We start from the raw sequence: 19123 nt of genomic DNA on the forward strand, positions 1-19123 counted from the left end.
ACTATATCAACAACCGACCAAGAAAATGTCTTGGCTGGAAAACTGCAAACGAGGCTTTTAATGAGCAATTGTTGCACTTAATTTGACAAATCATCGTATAGAAAAGTCTTCTTTAAGTAAAAGTTAACTACAGATTATCGTAGCCAATTTAACATTATTACCCAAAAGATATAATTTCAAACATTTTACGGTTTAATTTAACTATTTCGATATCGAGTATATCTTGAGATTTGTTTTAAAAATGGATATATTAGGTATTATAACTTTTAATTACATATATGTATTTGAATATTAAAAACAAAATAATTTGAAAATTAAATAAGTTGTGTTACAATATTTTCTAGTTATTACATTTTGTTTCAAAAAGGGGTGAAGTGCATGTGAAAGGTTGTGCTATCTTTTTAGAGGATTCAGATGAAATAGTAAGACAAGCTAAGTTGATAGAAGATTCCTCCGAATCAATTGTTGTAAGTATTCCTCTAACGGGAAGGGAAAGAGAGTCCGTAAGATTAAAGAGTAATGATTTTGTTAAACCTATATTCACACTGCCATGGAATAATAATGAAAATATGCTAAATGAAGTTAAGCGGACTATGGAATATTTCAATCCAAAATTAATAATTTTTAAATTGGGTATTTGGGGACATGGAGAGAGTTATTTTGATCCTAAAGGAATAGAATTAGCAGAAATAAACAATTATCAAGTGAAATGCATAGAAGAATTTGCTAATTCAAATGAGGTAGAAATTGCATTTCATCCTATTAGGACTCCTTGGCTTCCAATTGTTAATTACATTAAACTTCTTAAAAATCTAAGGGGTTTAACATCAAGCAAGATTTCAATTGACCTTTCTGAAGTTATGTGTGATCTGAAAAATTTGAATCTAGAACAAGATAGTTTATCATTAAGATCTATTAGTGAAGTTGTAGATATTACATGGTTAGAATCTTACCGTTTTGATGAGGCGGGAATTTACATGACTTGTGCATGTACCGAGATCAAGGAAGATGTCTGGTTAACATACAAAAAGTATTTTCTGAATACTTTTCCTATTTTGAAAACGGATCGTCTATCATCAGATAACCAAATTATCAATGATTTAAGAAAGCTTAATATAATTAGAGGTGATTTAAATGGAGAAATTGAAAAAGCAAGACATATTAGTACGTTTAAGTATTGATCCTAAATGGAATATTAATGATCCAAATAGTCCTATTACAGATATGGTAAAACATAATAACTATGAAGAAATATTAAATATAAATGTAGATTCACTAAATGCGGAAAAAAAAGGACGTTGGAAGCAAATATTGAAAATGGTTGCTCCTATATTTAAAAAAACTATTGAAAAATTGAATGAATTGGACCCTACAGAAGAGTTTATTTATAATAAATTTTTCCAAGAGTACTTATCATCAGACTATTTATGGGATGTTAATTGTAGTTTAGAACATCCAGCTGGATTCGGGAAGGGTTCAGAAAAGGGGACTTCTTTTTATAATTATATTTTTAATAATATTGATATTCCTATTTATATCAAAGAGTTAAGTGAATTGGAGTATTCTATTTTTAAAGCGTCTTATATACCTTCAAATAAAAAAGTCTATGATTTTAATAAACCAGTATATCTAGCTCAAAATGTATCGCTAATAAAAAGTGAGTATGGTGTGCTTAATATACTTGAAAATAATAACAAGATTATAAGCAATATTGAATATTATATTGTGGGGTCGAAAGGCAAGGTTTACAGAATTAATGAATCTACATACAGAATGTTAACTGTATTGAAGAATGAAGGAAATATGACTATAGATAGTAGTGAATCACAATTTTTTGAACAAGCTAATAATATAGGGATATTAACTAATGATTTAAATGAAATTGACAAAGATTTATTAAATAAATTTTTTGGTATTAAATAATTTACTTTGTTATAACCTCACTGGACAATAAAAAAGTTGAAGAAAAAACTAAAAGAACTAGAAAAAGAGATTACACCAAATTTCTTTTCGGAAAGTTATATAGAAAGCGAAATTCCAGATTTAGTTTTAGGTCTTTATTCAAGAGACCATGTAGATAATTAAAGTGTTTAATAAAGCATTACTAATTAAGGAGGGAAATAATATGGATAATAAAAAAGTTGAAGAAAAACTAAAAGAACTAGAAAAAGAGATTACACCAAATTTCTTTTCAGAAAGTGATGTAGAAAGTGAAATTCCAGATTCAATTTTAGGTCCTCTTTTAAGAGACCGCGTAGATAATTAAAGTGTTTAATAAAGCATTACTAATTAAGGAGGGAAATAATATGGATAATAAAAAAGTTGAAGAAAAACTAAAAGAACTAGAAAAAGAGATTACACCAAATTTCTTTTCAGAAAGTGATGTAGAAAGCGAAATTCCAGATTCAATTTTAGGTCCTCTTTTAAGAGACCGCGTAGACAATTAAAGTGTTTAATAAAACATTACTAATTAAGGAGGGAAATAATTATGGATAATAAAAAAGTTGAAGAAAAACTAAAAGAACTAGAAAAAGAGATTACACCAAATTTCTTTTCAGAAAGTGATGTAGAAAGCGAAATTCCAGATTCGATTTTAGGTCCTCTTTTAAGAGACCGTGTAGACAATTAATAGATAGTTCCAATCAACTATTGTCCAGTGGGTTATATATATTCATGGAGGTTACCTCTATATGTATCATATCAGTTCTAGGTTACATGCAATAAAACATGAAAATGATTTGGTTTTATTGAAAAACAATCAGAATAATTCGAAATGTTGGTTTCGAAAAAATACTTGGTATCAATTGCGGGAATACTTAGGTAAAGAATTTCCTGATTTCCTTTTAGATAAATTGGATTCTAATGAGATAAAAAAACTTATGAAAATTAATGGGATTTCTAGGGAGTTAGGTAAGCCTTTACAAATTTTTAATCCCATTACAATGTTTGGGGATACAATTAATATATCTAATAATTCAGTAGATGGATCAATAATACTAGTTGGTTATGATAGCGGAAATAATATATCGCTTGGTTCAAGAAAAGGACCAGATGTTATAAGAAGATTAAGTGATGCGTACGAAACTAGCTTAAACTCGAATCTAACCGGTATAGAGGGTTGGTTAGTTAACGATCTTTGGAATAGTAAATATAAACTTCTAAATGGAACTAATTTAAATAGCTTTTATATAGATGACAAATTTACAGATAAAAATTTCTTGGATTTATTAGCAAGTAATATTGCTCAAAATAAAAAAGTTAGTGATAAATTTTGGATGATTGGGGGAGATCATTCAATTACATATGGGGGAATAAAATCTCTAATAAATAAAGGAAATAATAATATTACATTAGTTTATTTTGATGCACATGTTGATGCAGGGAATAGTAAAGAGTTTATTGATAACTCTAACTTTATTGCGAGAATTTCAGAATTTGATGAGGTGAAAAATATATTTCAGGTTGGTAGAAGGGGCGTACTCTCTTTAAGTAACACCAGTTTTAGTACTAAAAAAATTCAGTATATAAATTCCGTAAAAGAAATAGCATCTTCAGTATTAAAAAATACAAAAGTATATTGCTCAATAGATTTAGATTACCTTGATTTTAGCATAGCTCCAGGGGTATCAACGCCTGTACCGAAAGGAAATACGCTAGAAAAACTTGAGGAAGAATTATACGAATTAAACAAAATAACTAATATTAATTGTGGAGATGTTACTGAATATAACCCTGATAAAGATGTAGGTTTTATTACTGGACAAATAGTATTAAGGTTATTATTAATTAGCCTTGGTTTAAGTTTGGGAAAATACGAAGAAAGCAGAGAAGAAAAATGTGTGGAATTTTTGGGATAATCGGAAATCATGTGAAGGATAATATTAATTCCGATTCGTTTATTAAACTTATTGAAGAGTCCTTATTACATAGAGGACCTGATTATCAGAATTTTATAATTCAAAATAACTTTATTTTTTATTCAGCGAGGCTAGCTGTAAAAGACCCGAGAGCTATTGCCAATCAACCTTATTTTTCTAATTCGAATAATTGGATCTTGTTGTTTAATGGAGAAGTAACAAATCATGAATGTTTAAGGCAAAAGTTAAAATTTAAAGACTGGAATACACAGTCAGACACTGAAACTATTTCAGTAGGATTAGAAGAAGAGGGAATAGACTTTTTAAAAAAATTAAATGGAATGTTTGCAATTGCTGCTTTTAATGTACTTGAAAATAAAATATATCTGTACAGAGATTATCCGGGAATAAAACCACTTTATTTTTCTTTATCAATACATGGGTATTTAGTTTTTTCATCAGAATTCCCATCTTTATTAAATGTACTAAGGGAATTAAGTGGTAACATTTATGTGAAATCAGAAGATTTAATGGAATACTTATTGTATCGAAATACAATTTTAGAACCAGAAACTTTGATTGGGGATATAAGGAAACTTAGCCCGGGGGAATTATTAGAGTACGATTTGAAAAGTAATAGAATACAAACTATATACCAGCAACGTGAGGAATATAATAACAATTTTAACTCTGGTATGACTTTAGAAGAGGCTTTTGCTAAATCTATCACTAATAATATTGTAAAAGGTACTAAAATGGGAATGCTATTATCTGGTGGTGTAGATTCAAGTGCAGTTATGGCTAAATGCATAAATGAAGGAGCAAATATAGAGGCTTTTACTTTACAGTATGAAAGCTTCGGAGAATATTCATTTTCGGAGTTACCCTTCAGTAAATATGTATGTAATCATTTTTCAATACCCTTGCATGAAATTACATTAACTGAAAAGGAATTTTTAGAATTATTACCGACTGCTATTTCTAAGCAAGATGGGATGTCAATGGATCCTACAATAGTTGCGTATCACCGTTTAGGTAAAGAGATGCACTCTAAAGGAATAATAACTTCATTATCTGGTACTGGAAGTGACGAAGTATTCGGTAGTTATGAGTGGTTACATGCATCCAGTATAGAAGAATTTGATGAATGGATGAGAATGCCATTTGTTAGTGATTTTTTGAATTTTAGAGGGGGTAATATAGATGATATTTCTCATAAGGCTAAGAAAAAAAGAAAAAGGATAATAGGGGAATTCACTGGTAAGAAAGATCTTAGTTATGGTTTAAGACAATTTGGAATGCTTCACTTAGAAGCCGATGCTCTTCCAAGGGTAGATCTTGGTACTATGTACTCGGGTGTTGAATGTCGAGTCCCTTTGTTAGATCAAACTTTAATTAAAAAAGCTTTTAGTGAATCACCTGATGAGAACAAAGAACTCATTAGGAACCTAAGCAAAGATTATTTACCATCTGTAATTAATAATCGAAAAAAATGTGGATTCCCTCATCCAGTATTTTTTTGGATGAAGTATGGTGAATTATCAAAGGTAGCATTTAACCAGATAATTAATGGTCCTCTTAAAGAATATATAAATACGAAGGAAATAATTGATTGTTTTGAAAGCAAACAAAGTTTAATGGACAAGACAAAGGAAAGTATTGTTTTATATGCTAAATTTAAAACCCTTTGGTATATATTCGCAGTATCTCTTTGGTGTGAAAAAAATTCAATTAAAATTGTATAAAAGGAAGGTTTATTATGAATAAAAAAATTATTGAAAAAGTAAATGCAATTCCATTTTTAGGTGTAGGAGTAGCCTGGGTAGAAGAAGATGATTTTATTAATTTTGCTAAAGAGCTAGATCCAACATTAAATTATTTAGAAGTACATCCACCTTCTAATTTTGATAATGTACCACTCAATATTCCTAAAGTTGCTCATAGTAGTTTACTACCACTTGCTGATGAAAAGCATTTAAATGAGAAGTTAGTGAATCACATTTTTCAACAAGCAAAGGAATTAAATTGTCATTGGCTAGGTGACCATGTAAGCATATTAGGTACTAGTAGTGGTATTGATTTTAATTATATATTCCCACCAGTTATAGATAGCAGTTTATCAGATAGATTAGGAGAAAGGGTATTGAATTTTATTGAAAGATTTGAAATACCTGTTGTAATGGAAATGGGACCTCGTTATTGGTCGTTAAATAATGAAGATGGTTTAAGTGATTATAAACTACTAAAGGATGTATCTTTAAATACAGATGTACCAATAATCTTTGATATCCCACATTGTTTAACAACAGCTAAAAATACAGGAGTATCTTTTAAAGAAATTGTTGAACTATTAAAGGATGTAAAAGTATTAGAACTTCATATAGGAGCAGAAGGTTTCACAGACACTGACAGATCAAAGATTGATGAGTGGAATGCTCTTGAGTTATGTCTAAATACATTTCCTACAATCAAAGGAATAACAATGGAATATAGTAATAATGATTTTAAGTCATATAAAGAAAATGTCTTAAAGTTAAGTGAGTTGGTTGCCAAATATAAAAGTTCCGGTGTGATTGCATGAGCCAAGGAAATTTAATATGTGCTCACCACTTGATGGTTCCAAACGTGGAAGTTGATAACTATTATAATAAAAATTTATCATCGAAAATGAAAATTTGTTCAATAAATTAGGGGAGCATTAAAGAAGGGCTAGTAAAGGGAGTACAACCCTTAAAAGAACCTTAAAATCAAGAAATGGATCTACGTCAAGATCTCGGACTCACTTAAGTTAATGTTCTGTATTGCGCAACGTCCATTTTTGGAGTGTTCTACATCCCAAGTAGCCCGTCAAAGTGAAAAGAACCTACACGGGATGTAGAGCGGAAAATGCATGGATGTTGCGCCCCAAAAATGTGTGTGTGGGTAGACTTCTTTGCCTCTTGTTTCGTTTTTTGCGCGAATATGGACATAGCCTTTTTTAGGATATCTACATCTGATTTTAAGTGATGATTTTCCTTCTGGGTGGTAGCTATTTCAGCTGCAGTTAATTCCCCAGTTCCCTCAATTAAAGAATGGAGTTTAATCCATTTATAAATCGTGACTTTTGATATACCTTATTCGCTAGCTAGTCAATTGACCGGTGTACCAGAGCGATAAAGGTCGACTACAGTTTGCTGGAATTCTTTGTTGTACTTTTTTAACTCATTGTCGTACACGTCCTCCCATATTCCAATTCTATTTGTTTAACCGAGGTATGTCTCCATAAAATTTTAAGCATTTAATTTAAGTAGACCGCCTATGAACAGTAGTTTTTCTAGTCATAAAAGAATAAATGCAATTTTAGCAAAAAAACTCTGAATACAAATTTTTATGTGAATAGTGTTCCTTGGAGAAATGACTCTCGTCCTCTTAATGGTGTATACCATGGATGTTATATTTATACTAGAATGTGTATTTTTTTAGAAAGTATTAATAAATATAATAAATCTGAAGATGTAAGATTAAGGTTAAATCAAATAACAAGTGATTTAAGCGATGGATTTTATTTATTAAAAGAGTTTTGAGAGTTTAATGTTTGTTAATTTAAGAGATTGAAAATGTAATCAGTGGTGTATGAGTAGATTAAATTTAAAGTATAGGAGAGATTTAGTGACAAAAGATAAAAATAAAGTAAGACTGTTAATTGCATCAGATTCTTTTTCAAAGCTAGGTGATATGGCTGAAGGTATCGCCTTAGCAACTTTTGTCTTTACCATTACCCAATCAGGTTTTCTTTTTGGCCTTTTTTTATTTTTACGGTTTGTTCCTGAATTAATAATAGGTCCCTTTTCTGGTTATTTAGCAGATAAAGTATCAAGAAGAACTATCACAGTTAGCGTTAATCTAATTTTAGCTTTTATGAGTATATTACTTTTAATCTCTCATGAGAGTTATACAATTATCCTTATAATAGCAACGATTGCTAGTTTTATTAAGATGTTGTTTAGACCTGCATTTTTGTCAAGTATTCCACTAATTGTTGAAGAGAAAGAATTACCGAATATAAATCGGTGGTTTGGATTTTTTGGTGGATTTGCAAGAGTGATAGGTGCAACTATAGCCGCATATGGTATTTTCCTAAATAATATATCTTTAATTTTTTCATTAAATGCAATATCATTTCTTGTCTTTGCATTAGTTTGTTGGTTTGTAATTCCCAATAAAAAACGATTGATAAGCCAAGATAATGAAGAAGAAAGTAGTACACTAATCGAAGCATTAAAATTTATGTGGCAAAGCAAAAAGATATTTGGGTTAGTGATGGGATCGACATTATTATGGGGATGCTTAGCATTATCAGACACATTGTTAATTCCAACTTTAGGAGCAGCTAAAGATGGCGGTGAAGATTTTTATGGAATTTATAGAATTTTATCCGCAGTAGGAATGATGATTGGTTCATATTTTTCATACAAATGGTATAAGTTATTTTTTGATGAAGGGAAACATTTAGTAGGTTTTTTTATTCCAATAATAATTATGTGTATATCAACACTATTAATTCCATTATCACCTTTCTTTTGGGGTTACATTCTGTATTTACTGATCTGGATATCAAAAGATTTGCCTGCTAATTTATTGGATGTTGAATTACAAACAGTTCCTAATCACATAAGGGGGAAAATCATTTCGTTAGCGGATGCAATAGATGGTATTCTATTCTCTTTGATAACCTTGGTGTTACCAATACTAACAGAATTTTATGATCCCGGATTAATTTTAATATTGGTGCCTATTCCTTTTCTACTTTTAACTATTTTGTTACTCATAAATTCTGTTATTCAACAATATAACAAAAACTCCAAATCTAATTCATATATATAATGAAAGGGTGTGAACCTTTGGATATAAAAGAAATTGTATACCAATACTTACCTTTAATAAATGTTGAAATAAATAACTCTGACAAATTAGAGAAAACCATACTAGAGTATTCTAAATTAAGAGAAAGTATTAATAGGCAGTTTAATTATATATATCTAGAGGAACAGCGAAATAAAGGCTCAACAAAAGAGCCCCTTATTGATAATAAAGTGATAAATATAATTAAAGTAATGAATTTAAAAATAGACAAAAAAATTTTAGAATCTCAATACTTAATAAATTTGCCTGATTACTACAATAAATTTATTTTAGAATTAAATAGTGATAATTCTTTGAATAATAAACACTTTAATTCAATTAGAAAAACGATTAGAGAATATCAACTTCTATTAGAGGGAATCCCTTATAATTATAAGAATACTAAATTTGCGTATAATGACTTGGAAGATCTTTTGTATTCTAATTCCAAAGATATTAGGCGAGAGGCTTGGTTAGCAACAAATCGAGTAAGAAATAAGTATTTATTTGATATAGAAAAACTATTTAAAAAAATTATTATAGAAAGAAATAATTTAGCATCAAAAAAAGGTCATGAAAATTACAAGGAATATGTATTGTCGAACAAAGATAAGTCAAAAGAATTAAGAGATATAACTTTAAATTTTGTTGAAACAAATATAGTTCCACTAAAAAAAATATATGAAGAAAAGCTATGTGAATCGTTAAACCTTGATTCATTAAAGCCTTGGGATGTAAGGGTAGTTAGTAATAATTTAATTAATAGATTTGCGAATGAACGTGATTTTATAAATGTTATTGGTGAATCTCTTAAGGAAATTGATCTGGATATTTATCACTTTTTTCGTGATGAGTTAATTTATCGAGGAAATTATGATATAGGCATAAATGAAAACAAAGAAAATATGAATTATTGTACTATTATTGGGGAAAAAGAAGCTGTTCCATTTATATTCATGAATTTAAATTATAATTATCGAGATTTGATAAGTTTCATTCATGAAATTGGTCACGCTTTTCATTTTTATTCTGCTTATAAAAAAACACCTTTGAAACTTTATAGTAAACCACAATTAGAAATAGCAGAAATAGGGAGTATGACTTTAGAATTAATATTTATCGAAAATCTAAAAAAGAATAATTTACTTGAAAATAATGTTATTAAAGCTATGGAGAAGTACTATTACTCAGATGTGTTATATACATTAACAGCTGCATGCATGTTTGAAGAATTCGAAAGACATGTATATACAGAGCCATCATCTATATATTCCGATAAATTTAATATATTAATGGATAAATATAACGGTATCATAGATATGGGGAAATATAAAACTGAAATGAATCATCAGTGGAGATTTTCAAAACGTTTATTCTTAATCCCATTTTATTCATTAGAATATGCAATATCACAGTTGATAGGATGCTTAATACTTTTTGATTATAAAAATGAACCTATAAAAACTATGGAAAAATTCAAATTTACTTTATCTAGAGGAAATATTAACATTAAAGAATTTTTAACGAGCATGAATTTAGAATTTACTAATGAAAAGTTAAAAAGTGTTATGAATTTTTTAGAATCAAAACTAGAATGATATACAAAAATGATATAGAAGAATAATCTTGATGGAGCTGATTCTGTGGTAAATTTAAAGACATTTGGTTTATTAGATTCAATAAGTGATCAATTCCTTCACTTTGAAAATCAAGGATATAGATTAGGTAGGGTAGTATCGGAACATAAAGGGCTTTATAAAGTAATTACTGAGTTAGGTGAAGTTATTGGAAATTTACCAGGTAGCTTTTTGAATAAGGTCTCTGACAGCTCAGATTATCCTGCTGTTGGTGATTGGGTATTATGTACAATAAGAGAGTATGAAATGAGAGCAACTATACATAAAGTATTTGAAAGATTTAGTAAGATTTCGCGAAATGCAGCTGGAAAAGCCAATCAAGAACAGGTTATTGCTACAAATATAAATACTGTGTTTATTACTGTATCATTAAATAGTGATTTTAATTTAAGAAGAATAGAACGTTATTTAACGGTAATATATGATAGTGGTAGTATTCCAGTAATAGTACTTACCAAATGCGACCTTATTAGTGAAGAAGAATTAATAATAAAAATTTCAGAAGTTCAAGACATTGCTTTCGGCACTTCAATATATTGTGTTAGTGCCTTAACTGGAAAAGGGGTTAAGGAAATTGAAAAGTACTGTGGTGAGGGGCAAACAGTAGCTCTTTTAGGTTCTTCTGGAGCGGGGAAATCTACTTTATGTAATTATTTAACGGGTGTAGAACTTCAAATAACTCAGGATATTAGAAATGATGACAAAGGGAGACATACAACGACTCATCGTCAATTAATTAACCTTCCATCTGGAGGGAATTTAATAGACACACCAGGGATGAGAGAGTTGCAAGTATGGGATACAAATAATAGTGTTACTAACAGTTTCACAGATATTAAAGAGCTTGCGTCAAAATGTTATTTTAATAATTGTACACATATAAATGAACCTGGCTGCTCTGTCTTGGGTGCTGTTGAGAAAAACTTACTTAGTCAAGATAGATTAGATAACTATTTTAAAGTTGAAAATGAAATTAAACATTTAGAAAGGAAAAATGATAAAATTAAACAAAGTCAATTTAAGAAAAGTCAAAAGAAGGAAGCTCGCTACAGAAAAAATAATAAAAGGTGATTTTATTTATGAATACAAGTTACTTAAAAATGTTTGTGAAGAAATTGCTAGCCAATGGGTATTGATAAAGGGCTTAAAGATGAGTCTAATTTGTGATAAATTTAATTTGGCTATGAGAAGGATTTCTTCTTATAGCCTTTTTTGTATTTAATAAACCCTATAACTAGTGGTATGAAATCAAGATAGTAGAAGATTTTGATTTAATACGTAAAAATAGAAGTGAAGAGGAGGTTCTGATTGTACTTAATAAAGCTCGGTTCTGGCTCATGTCATGTAAGTAGAGGCTTCATATCAAGTAGTTGCAATTATTTACGCATATAGGCCAAAATGTACATGGCTATTTTGACATTTACAAGTATACTTTATTTCAAAGCAAAATCACTTAATAAAAAAATTAGTGAGTGGTTTTGCTTTGTTGTTGGATTTTTGCAGGCGTTATGGCAAACTGAATACGAAGATAAAATCTCAACAAGATCCATCGGCACCTAAGGACATAATTATCTTTATTATGGAGATGTTCCACTAGGAATGCTATTAGACTAGTTTTTAAATACGATAGTTTGGCCGTGAAAATATTGGAGGTAGAAAAATTGCGTAAAAGAAGATCAGTTGGATTAGAATTGCGTACATTGTCGCTTTTAATGAGAAGACAATTGGATCAAATCACAAGTGCTACGCTAACGGAAAAAGATAACCTTACTGCCATGCATGGTTGGACGATTAGTTATCTTTGCAAAAACCAAGATAAAGATGTGTTTCAAAAGGATTTTGAACGTGCATTTTCTATTCGTAAATCAACAGCATCTAGAATACTTAAATCCATGGAAAGTAATGGTTTGATTACAAGGCAATCTGTTTCCTACGATTCAAGACTGAAAAAAATTGTCTTAACAGAAGATGCGCTAAAAATACATGAAGATATTAAGACACGTAGAGAAATCCTTGAACAAAAATTACTATCAGGTATCCCGGAAGAGAAACTTGATGTTTTTTTTGAAGTGATGGATGCCATGAAAGAGAATATAGGATCTTGAAGAAGAGGCTATTTTGAAACTTTATTTGACCATATAGTTAGCGTGCTAACTAAAATGAGGGGGACTGCGAATATGTTGAAAATATTTAAATACTTAAAACCGAAAGAATGGACGCTCGTTGTTGCTAGTATTGTGTTCATTGTAGGTCAAGTTTATTTGGATTTGAAGTTACCGGATTATATGGCTAAAATTACAACTCTTGTACAAACAGAGGGCAGTGAAACGAGTGAGATATGGACAGCTGGAGGGAAGATGCTTTTATGTGCCCTTGGCAGTATGATATTGGCAGTTATTGTTGGCTATTTTGCAGCAAGGGTAGCAACATCTTTGTCAAAGGAATTACGAAAAGGTGTATTTGATAAAACGCTATCTTTCTCTATGGAAGAGATTAATGGTTTTTCAATCGCAAGTCTAATTACTCGTTCTACTAATGATATAACGCAAATACAGCAAACGGTTGCGATGGGTCTTCAAGTTATGATTAAAGCGCCGATCCTTGCAGTATGGGCTATTTTGAAGATTACCGGGAAAAGCTGGGAGTGGTCAGTGGCAACAGGGGTAGCTGTCATCGTTTTACTTATTTTGATAGGCAACCTGATTATCTTTGTACTACCAAAATTTAAAGTCGTTCAAAAAATGACAGATCATCTGAACCGCGTAACAAGAGAAGGTTTAACTGGTATTCGTGTTGTTCATGCTTATAACGCACAACAATATCAAGAAGAGAAATTTGAAAAAGTAAATAAAGATTTAACGGATACAAATCTTTTCGTGAACCGACTTATGGCCCTTATGCAACCAGGGATGGGTCTGATCATGTCAGGTTTAACTCTTTCTATCTACTGGATTGGTGCTTATTTGATTAATAATGCAGGAGGTATGGATCGAATCGGTTTGTTCAGTGATATGGTCGTATTTTCGTCTTATGCAATGCAGGTAGTTATGGCATTTATGATGTTATCAATGACGTTCATTTTGCTGCCAAGAGCGGCAGTATCTGCAGCGCGTATAAATGAAGTGCTAAATACACCTCAAACAATTATGGATGGAGAATTGCAATCGTCACCTAAGGGAATCGAAGGTGACATCGAACTGCGTAATGTTAGCTTTAAATATCCTAATGCAGAGGACTATGTTTTAGAAAATATTAGCTTTACAGCACATAAAGGCGAAACTGTCGCTTTCATCGGTTCTACTGGTAGTGGTAAAAGTACGCTGATTAATTTACTTCCAAGATTTTACGATGCGACTGAGGGTGAAGTATTAGTTGACGGCATTAATGTAAAAGAATATGCACAAGAAGCTCTTCATAATAAGATTGGGTACGTTTCTCAAAAAGTCGTACTATTTTCAGGAACAGTAAAATCTAATGTTGCCTACGGTGGTAACGGCCAGACCCAGTCAACAGATGAGGAAATCAAAAAAGCGGTGGAAATTGCTCAAGGGAAAGAATTTGTGGAGAACATGGATGACCAATATGATGCGGCTGTCGCTCAAGGTGGTACAAATCTTTCTGGAGGTCAGAAACAACGTCTTTCTATTGCAAGAGCAGTGAATCGAAATCCAGAAATCTTTATTTTCGATGATTCATTTTCCGCTTTAGATTATAAAACAGACCGTCAACTTCGTTCTACGTTGAAAAAAGAAACAAAAGGTGTAACGACTTTGATTGTGGCGCAGCGAATTGGAACGATTAAAGATGCTGATAAAATCATTGTTCTTGATGAAGGTAAAATCGTTGGTATGGGAAAACATAGTGAATTATTGAAAACTTGTAAGACTTATCAGGAAATCGCTTATTCTCAGTTATCGAAGGAGGAGTTGGACAATGCCTAATACACAAAATAAGCCCCGAAAAGGTCCTAGTGGCCCAGGTCATATGGCAGCTCCTGGGGAAAAGCCAAAAAATTTTAAAAAGCCTTGGGGCAAGTTGATTGCCTATTGTAAACCTTTTTTACCAGCGATGATCTTTGCACTTGTATTGGCAACTGTAGGAACAATTTTCACGATCGTTGGACCTAATATGCTTAGTGACATCACTGATTTGATAACGGAAGGCATTACTGGTGAGATTGATATTACGGCGATTGGAAAAATAGGACTGTTCCTTGCTATTTTGTATGGATTGAGTTTTATTTTTAATTATTTGCAGGCGTTTATTATGGCTACGATTACGCAGCGAGTTTCTAAAAAGTTACGGACAGATATATCGAACAAAATTGATAGATTACCGTTGAAATATTTTGATTCTACAACCTATGGTGATGTATTAAGTCGTGTCACGAATGATGTGGATATGATCGGACAGTCTTTAAATCAAAGTATTGGTTCGTTAGTGACAGCGGTTGTTATGTTCTTTGGATCGTTAATTATGATGTTCTCAATTAATGTGACGATGACACTTTCCGCCATTGCGGCAACTTTCGTTGGGTTTGTATGTATGACCTTTATTATTTCAAAATCCCGAAAATACTTCATACGCCAGCAGCAAGACCTTGGTAGAATAAACGGTCATATTGAAGAAATCTATTCAGGGCATGATGTCATGAAGGTGTATAACGGTGAAAAAGTAGCGAAGCAAGAATTTAATGAAATCAATGAAAGTCTTTTTAATAGCGCTTGGCGCGCGCAGTTTATGTCCGGCATGATGATGCCTCTCATGATCTTTATTGGAAATTTAGGGTATGTTGTTGTTTGTGTTGTAGGGGCTGCACTTACAGTGAAAGGTTCCATTACATTTGGTGTAATCGTTTCATTTATGGTGTATATCCGTTTATTTACGCAGCCGTTGTCACAATTAGCTCAGGCAGCTACAAGCTTGCAGTCAACTGCCGCAGCGAGTGAACGTGTATTTGAGTTCTTACAAGAAGAGGAACTTGAAGACGAAAGTAATAAGAAAGCCACTTTAGATGCCAAAGATGTTACAGGCAATGTGGAATTTAAAAATGTTAAGTTTGGCTATACGAAAGAGAAGCTAATTATTAAAGATTTCTCTGCGCAAATAAAAGCAGGTCAAAAAGTTGCTATTGTCGGACCTACTGGGGCTGGGAAAACAACGCTTGTTAATCTTCTTATGCGTTTCTATGAAGTAGATAGCGGGGAAATCATGATTGGAGACGTGCCGACTAAATCGATTTCTCGTAAAAATGTTCACGATTTATTTTGTATGGTGCTACAAGATACTTGGCTATTCGAAGGTACCGTTAAGGAAAATATCGTGTATAACAAGGAGAATGTAACCGATGAAGAAGTGATTTCGGCATGTAAGGCAGTAGGTCTGCACCACTTTATAAGAACTTTGCCAAAAGGTTATGACACGATTTTAAACGATAAAACGAGTTTATCTGTTGGGCAAAAACAGCTTATTACCATTGCAAGGGCCATGGTTAAAAAAGCACCGTTGCTTATTTTAGATGAAGCTACTAGTTCCGTTGACACACGTACTGAAGCGCTTATCCAAGAAGCGATGGATAAATTGATGGTGGGAAGAACATCATTTGTCATTGCCCATCGACTTTCAACTATTAAAAACGCCGATTTGATTTTAGTGATGAAAGACGGAGATATTATTGAAAGTGGTAATCATGAAGAACTGATTGCAGAAAAAGGGTTCTATGCGGATCTATATAATAGTCAGTTTGAAGATGTTTCTTAAATGCACTCGTGGCTACTAGGGCAGTGTGTAGCTTAATAAAAAATGTTTGATGATAATCACCTCGTTTCTTAGAGGTGATTTTTTAATTTTGACCTCTTGAAGCGATAAAGTTTAAAAGTTGGGTGATAAATTAAAGTTAGGCGATAAATTTAAAAATTATTCCGATATATATTAAATTTGTTCCGATAACTCAAAAATTTATTCCGATAAATCGAAAAAATGTTCCGATAAACTGATTTAGAGCTTTTTGTAAAAACGATTTAGTTTAGGGGATAAGAATTTATTTGGAACACCTTTCTCTGATGATTCTGGTTGTATCATTAGAGCAATCGCTTTTTCGCTAACAGAGCAGGATAGTTAAAGAACAATTAGGGTACGTTACTTTTAAAAAGGAGTAACCTAAATGAAAAAGCCATTTTTAATTTGTTTGTCTATGTTTATATGTTCGTTCAGTCTTTCCATGTTATTTGCAAATCCTGTTTATTCACAAACTACAGCTTCAGAAAAAAATGAATATTTACATCCTGCAAACAAGGAAAAAGTTTTTGATGAAACTGTAGATGAATTTTACCAGGCATTAAGAGACCTGAAGTATCCTGTACATCAGGAGGTTTTTCAAAGATTTAAGCTGAGGTCAAAGCAACAGCAAAGACATTTGGATACTGCTCTTTTTAAAGAAATGCCTGATGCATCTGTAAATATTAGAAAAAAGTTATTGTTTAATGAGGTAGAAAAATTAAATTATATAACTTTTGATGGAAATATTCTTCGTCCCTACCCTGATATAGATATTAACTACCATCAGACCGTTAGCCCTGATAGGCAAGTTTATTTCTTTTATTCCTTTAAAGACACAGAAAAAGAATTTAGAGGTAGATATGCAATATATGATGTTGAAACAAAAGAAACGGTAGCGGGCGGATATACTTATATGCCAAAGCTCAATCTTATAAAGAATACTTACGATAAAGAAGGATAAATTTAGAGCCAAGAAAATAGCAAAAAGGTTTCCATGTTCAACAAACGGGGTGATTGGTTTCATGGGCAGCTCTTTTTTCTTTATTGAACTGTCGGAGCAATTTAGTAGAAAAAATACTAAAAAAAGAGGCAGTTCTCAAAAGCACTGCCTCTTTTGTCTTAATACAAATACTTGGGACTTATTATTGTTTTGCTCTATAGATCCAGCCACCCACTGTAAAGAAAGAACGAATATAATTCTGATTTCGACTCGTTATTTTTCTGGTTTAATATAAGGTACCATTTGTGCAGTGGCGCCTACTGAAGCTCCACGAACAAAACTTTGATTTTCTAAAGCTTTAAAATTTTGCGCTTGGCCCGTTAGCATTACTCCTAATATTTCCACTTCATCCCATTTTTTATTTTTATTCGAATTTAAAAACTCTTGAATAGGTTCATTCCCACCTTTACCATCATATTTTTTGAGCGAATCCATAAATTCATTATAAGCATCTTTTGGTGAAGAAGATGGATCAAATCCATAAATCGACACCCCTGAGGGTCCTTTACTTTCATCTGCAATTTGCGAGGCCATATACAACCATACAATGTTTAAATTATCGGGAATTTTTGCTTGTATTTCTTGTAATGTATACGGTTGATCAAAAGAAATAGCAACTTCCGCCACGTAGTTTTTCATTTGTGAAACTTCACTGAGTTCATTTTGTACACCATCAAAATATTTTTGAATAGAAGGATGATAAAATGTCGCCACTTTATTTTTTGTTTGTTTATCATACTCATAAAAATCTGTGTCAGACCAATAAAAGCCTGGTACTAATTCATTGGTGTCAATATGTGAGCGAAGCCATCCATACGAACTCGTAAGTGTGCTCCAAGGGACTACATAGCCATTAATATTTTTTGAACGATTCGAAATAATATTACCACCAAACATGGATGAATTAGCTGTTACTTGAGAATCGATTTGAATATTCGGCTCGGCAATTGCATTATGTAAGAAAAGCGAATCGTGAAGTCGGGTAGAACCTTTGGCTGCAAAATAGTTGCCTGTTTTATAGAAGATTGGTATTAGAATTAGTACGACAATAATTGAAGAAATGATGATTTTTAGTAGTTGTTTTCGTTTAGCTTTTTTTAAAGCGGTTTTGATCGAAATATCCATTAACGTTTTCCTCCTATTTTCGAGTGAATAGATTTACGTGCTCGATATAATTTTTGCTTTACGCTGTCTACTTGAATGTCCAAAATAGTAGCAATTTCTTCATAAGAAAAATCATAGTAATACTTTAAAAAGAAAATTTCCTTATATTCTGTTTTGACGTCTTTTAATAAATAGAAAATCTCATCATTATTTAAAATCGTATTTATTTCACAGTCCATATGTTGAAGTTTTGAATAGATATCCTCGTTTAAGTAAATGTTCTGTTGCTCTTTTTTCCTTTTCAAATCAATATATTCATTAAGTGATACTCTAAAAAACCACGGACGTAAATTCCGTTCTGTTAAGTCGTCCAACAATAGATAAACTTTATAAAAGGTATTTTGTATGATATCTTCCGCATCCTCTTTTTTGGCTCCTTTCGCTAGTAATAGGCGGAACACTTCCTCTCCTAAATTAATAAGATAGGAGGCTAGTACGTCTTCTTTTTTCATGTTTGTCCTCCTTCTACTTATACAACGAATGAGCGTTTCCAAATGTATACACTTAAATTAATATTATATGAAAATACATTTATAAATTGGTTTAAAGGGACAATTCTCAAATATTCCTGACTTTAAAGTAAGCGTATCAGAACTTTGAAATTCTCTAGAAGAGCAATCGCTTTTTCACTAACGGAGAAGGCTAGCTTAACACTGGTTGTCTTTATAAATGTTGAGATATATTTCCATGGAATTGATTGACATAAAATGTGTATTAAGCGTATAATACATTACGAAAGGTGTATTGTGTGCTTAATACACTTTTACATTTTTTTGAGGGTGGTGTATTAAGCTGTTAATACATCA

General features: G+C 31.6%; 17 protein-coding genes. 15 read left to right on the forward strand and 2 right to left on the reverse strand.

Annotated elements, in window-relative coordinates:
- Positions 1-380: 380 nt before the first annotated feature.
- The 15 genes from ACFTQ7_RS16770 (at position 381) to ACFTQ7_RS16840 (ending at position 17114) form a co-directional block, all read left to right on the forward strand.
- Positions 381-1181, forward strand: coding sequence for a hypothetical protein (locus ACFTQ7_RS16770; protein ID WP_386830028.1), 801 nt, complete (start codon positions 381-383; stop codon positions 1179-1181).
- A complete protein-coding gene (locus ACFTQ7_RS16775) occupies positions 1135-1923 on the forward strand; it encodes a hypothetical protein (protein WP_386830029.1) in 789 nt (262 codons plus the stop codon). The genes ACFTQ7_RS16770 and ACFTQ7_RS16775 overlap by 47 nt, the downstream gene beginning before the upstream one ends.
- Positions 1924-2125: 202 nt before the next feature.
- Entirely contained in the window at positions 2126-2266 is a 141-nt protein-coding gene (locus tag ACFTQ7_RS16780) for a hypothetical protein (protein ID WP_386830030.1), read from the forward strand.
- 40 nt (positions 2267-2306) lie between these two features.
- Positions 2307-2447 carry a hypothetical protein gene (locus ACFTQ7_RS16785; protein ID WP_386830030.1) on the forward strand — a complete coding sequence of 47 codons (141 nt, stop codon included), beginning with the start codon at positions 2307-2309 and terminating at the stop codon, positions 2445-2447.
- Positions 2448-2488: 41 nt separating this feature from the next.
- Positions 2489-2629, forward strand: a complete 141-nt coding sequence (locus tag ACFTQ7_RS16790; RefSeq protein ID WP_386830030.1) for a hypothetical protein — start codon at positions 2489-2491, stop codon at positions 2627-2629.
- 61 nt (positions 2630-2690) lie between these two features.
- The gene (locus ACFTQ7_RS16795; RefSeq protein ID WP_386830031.1) at positions 2691-3857 is read left to right on the forward strand and encodes an arginase family protein; all 1167 of its coding nucleotides are present in this window, start codon (positions 2691-2693) and stop codon (positions 3855-3857) included.
- Positions 3836-5602, forward strand: coding sequence for an asparagine synthetase B family protein (locus ACFTQ7_RS16800; protein ID WP_386830032.1), 1767 nt, complete (start codon positions 3836-3838; stop codon positions 5600-5602). The genes ACFTQ7_RS16795 and ACFTQ7_RS16800 overlap by 22 nt, the downstream gene beginning before the upstream one ends.
- A gap of 14 nt (positions 5603-5616) precedes the next feature.
- Positions 5617-6438 (forward strand): multinuclear nonheme iron-dependent oxidase, encoded by an 822-nt coding sequence (locus ACFTQ7_RS16805; RefSeq protein ID WP_386830033.1) that lies wholly within the window; start codon positions 5617-5619, stop codon positions 6436-6438.
- Positions 6439-7505: 1067 nt separating this feature from the next.
- On the forward strand, positions 7506-8720 hold the full coding sequence (locus ACFTQ7_RS16810) for an MFS transporter (protein ID WP_386830034.1): 1215 nt from the start codon (positions 7506-7508) through the stop codon (positions 8718-8720).
- A 17-nt stretch (positions 8721-8737) separates the two neighbouring features.
- Positions 8738-10336 carry a M3 family metallopeptidase gene (locus ACFTQ7_RS16815; protein WP_386830035.1) on the forward strand — a complete coding sequence of 533 codons (1599 nt, stop codon included), beginning with the start codon at positions 8738-8740 and terminating at the stop codon, positions 10334-10336.
- 45 nt (positions 10337-10381) lie between these two features.
- A complete protein-coding gene (gene rsgA, locus ACFTQ7_RS16820) occupies positions 10382-11446 on the forward strand; it encodes a ribosome small subunit-dependent GTPase A (protein ID WP_386830036.1) in 1065 nt (354 codons plus the stop codon).
- Between the two features lie 590 nt (positions 11447-12036).
- Positions 12037-12480, forward strand: coding sequence for a MarR family winged helix-turn-helix transcriptional regulator (locus tag ACFTQ7_RS16825; RefSeq protein WP_386830037.1), 444 nt, complete (start codon positions 12037-12039; stop codon positions 12478-12480).
- Positions 12481-12552: 72 nt separating this feature from the next.
- Positions 12553-14316, forward strand: coding sequence for an ABC transporter ATP-binding protein (locus ACFTQ7_RS16830; protein ID WP_386830038.1), 1764 nt, complete (start codon positions 12553-12555; stop codon positions 14314-14316).
- Complete coding sequence (locus ACFTQ7_RS16835; protein WP_386830039.1) at positions 14309-16135, forward strand: ABC transporter ATP-binding protein; 1827 nt, start codon at positions 14309-14311, stop codon at positions 16133-16135. Before ACFTQ7_RS16830 ends, ACFTQ7_RS16835 begins: the two co-directional genes overlap by 8 nt.
- A 403-nt stretch (positions 16136-16538) precedes the next feature.
- Complete coding sequence (locus ACFTQ7_RS16840) at positions 16539-17114, forward strand: hypothetical protein (protein ID WP_386830040.1); 576 nt, start codon at positions 16539-16541, stop codon at positions 17112-17114.
- Between the two features lie 252 nt (positions 17115-17366).
- Here the strand turns inward: ACFTQ7_RS16840 and ACFTQ7_RS16845 are convergent, their stop codons facing one another.
- Entirely contained in the window at positions 17367-18278 is a 912-nt protein-coding gene (locus ACFTQ7_RS16845) for a sigma factor regulator N-terminal domain-containing protein (RefSeq protein ID WP_386830041.1), read from the reverse strand.
- Positions 18278-18769, reverse strand: coding sequence for an RNA polymerase sigma factor (locus ACFTQ7_RS16850; protein ID WP_386830042.1), 492 nt, complete (start codon positions 18767-18769; stop codon positions 18278-18280). Before ACFTQ7_RS16850 ends, ACFTQ7_RS16845 begins: the two co-directional genes overlap by 1 nt.
- Positions 18770-19123: the final 354 nt, after the last annotated feature.

It is taken from the genome of Lysinibacillus sp. NPDC056959 (assembly GCF_042674095.1).
GTDB lineage: Bacteria > Bacillota > Bacilli > Bacillales_A > Planococcaceae > Lysinibacillus > Lysinibacillus zambalensis.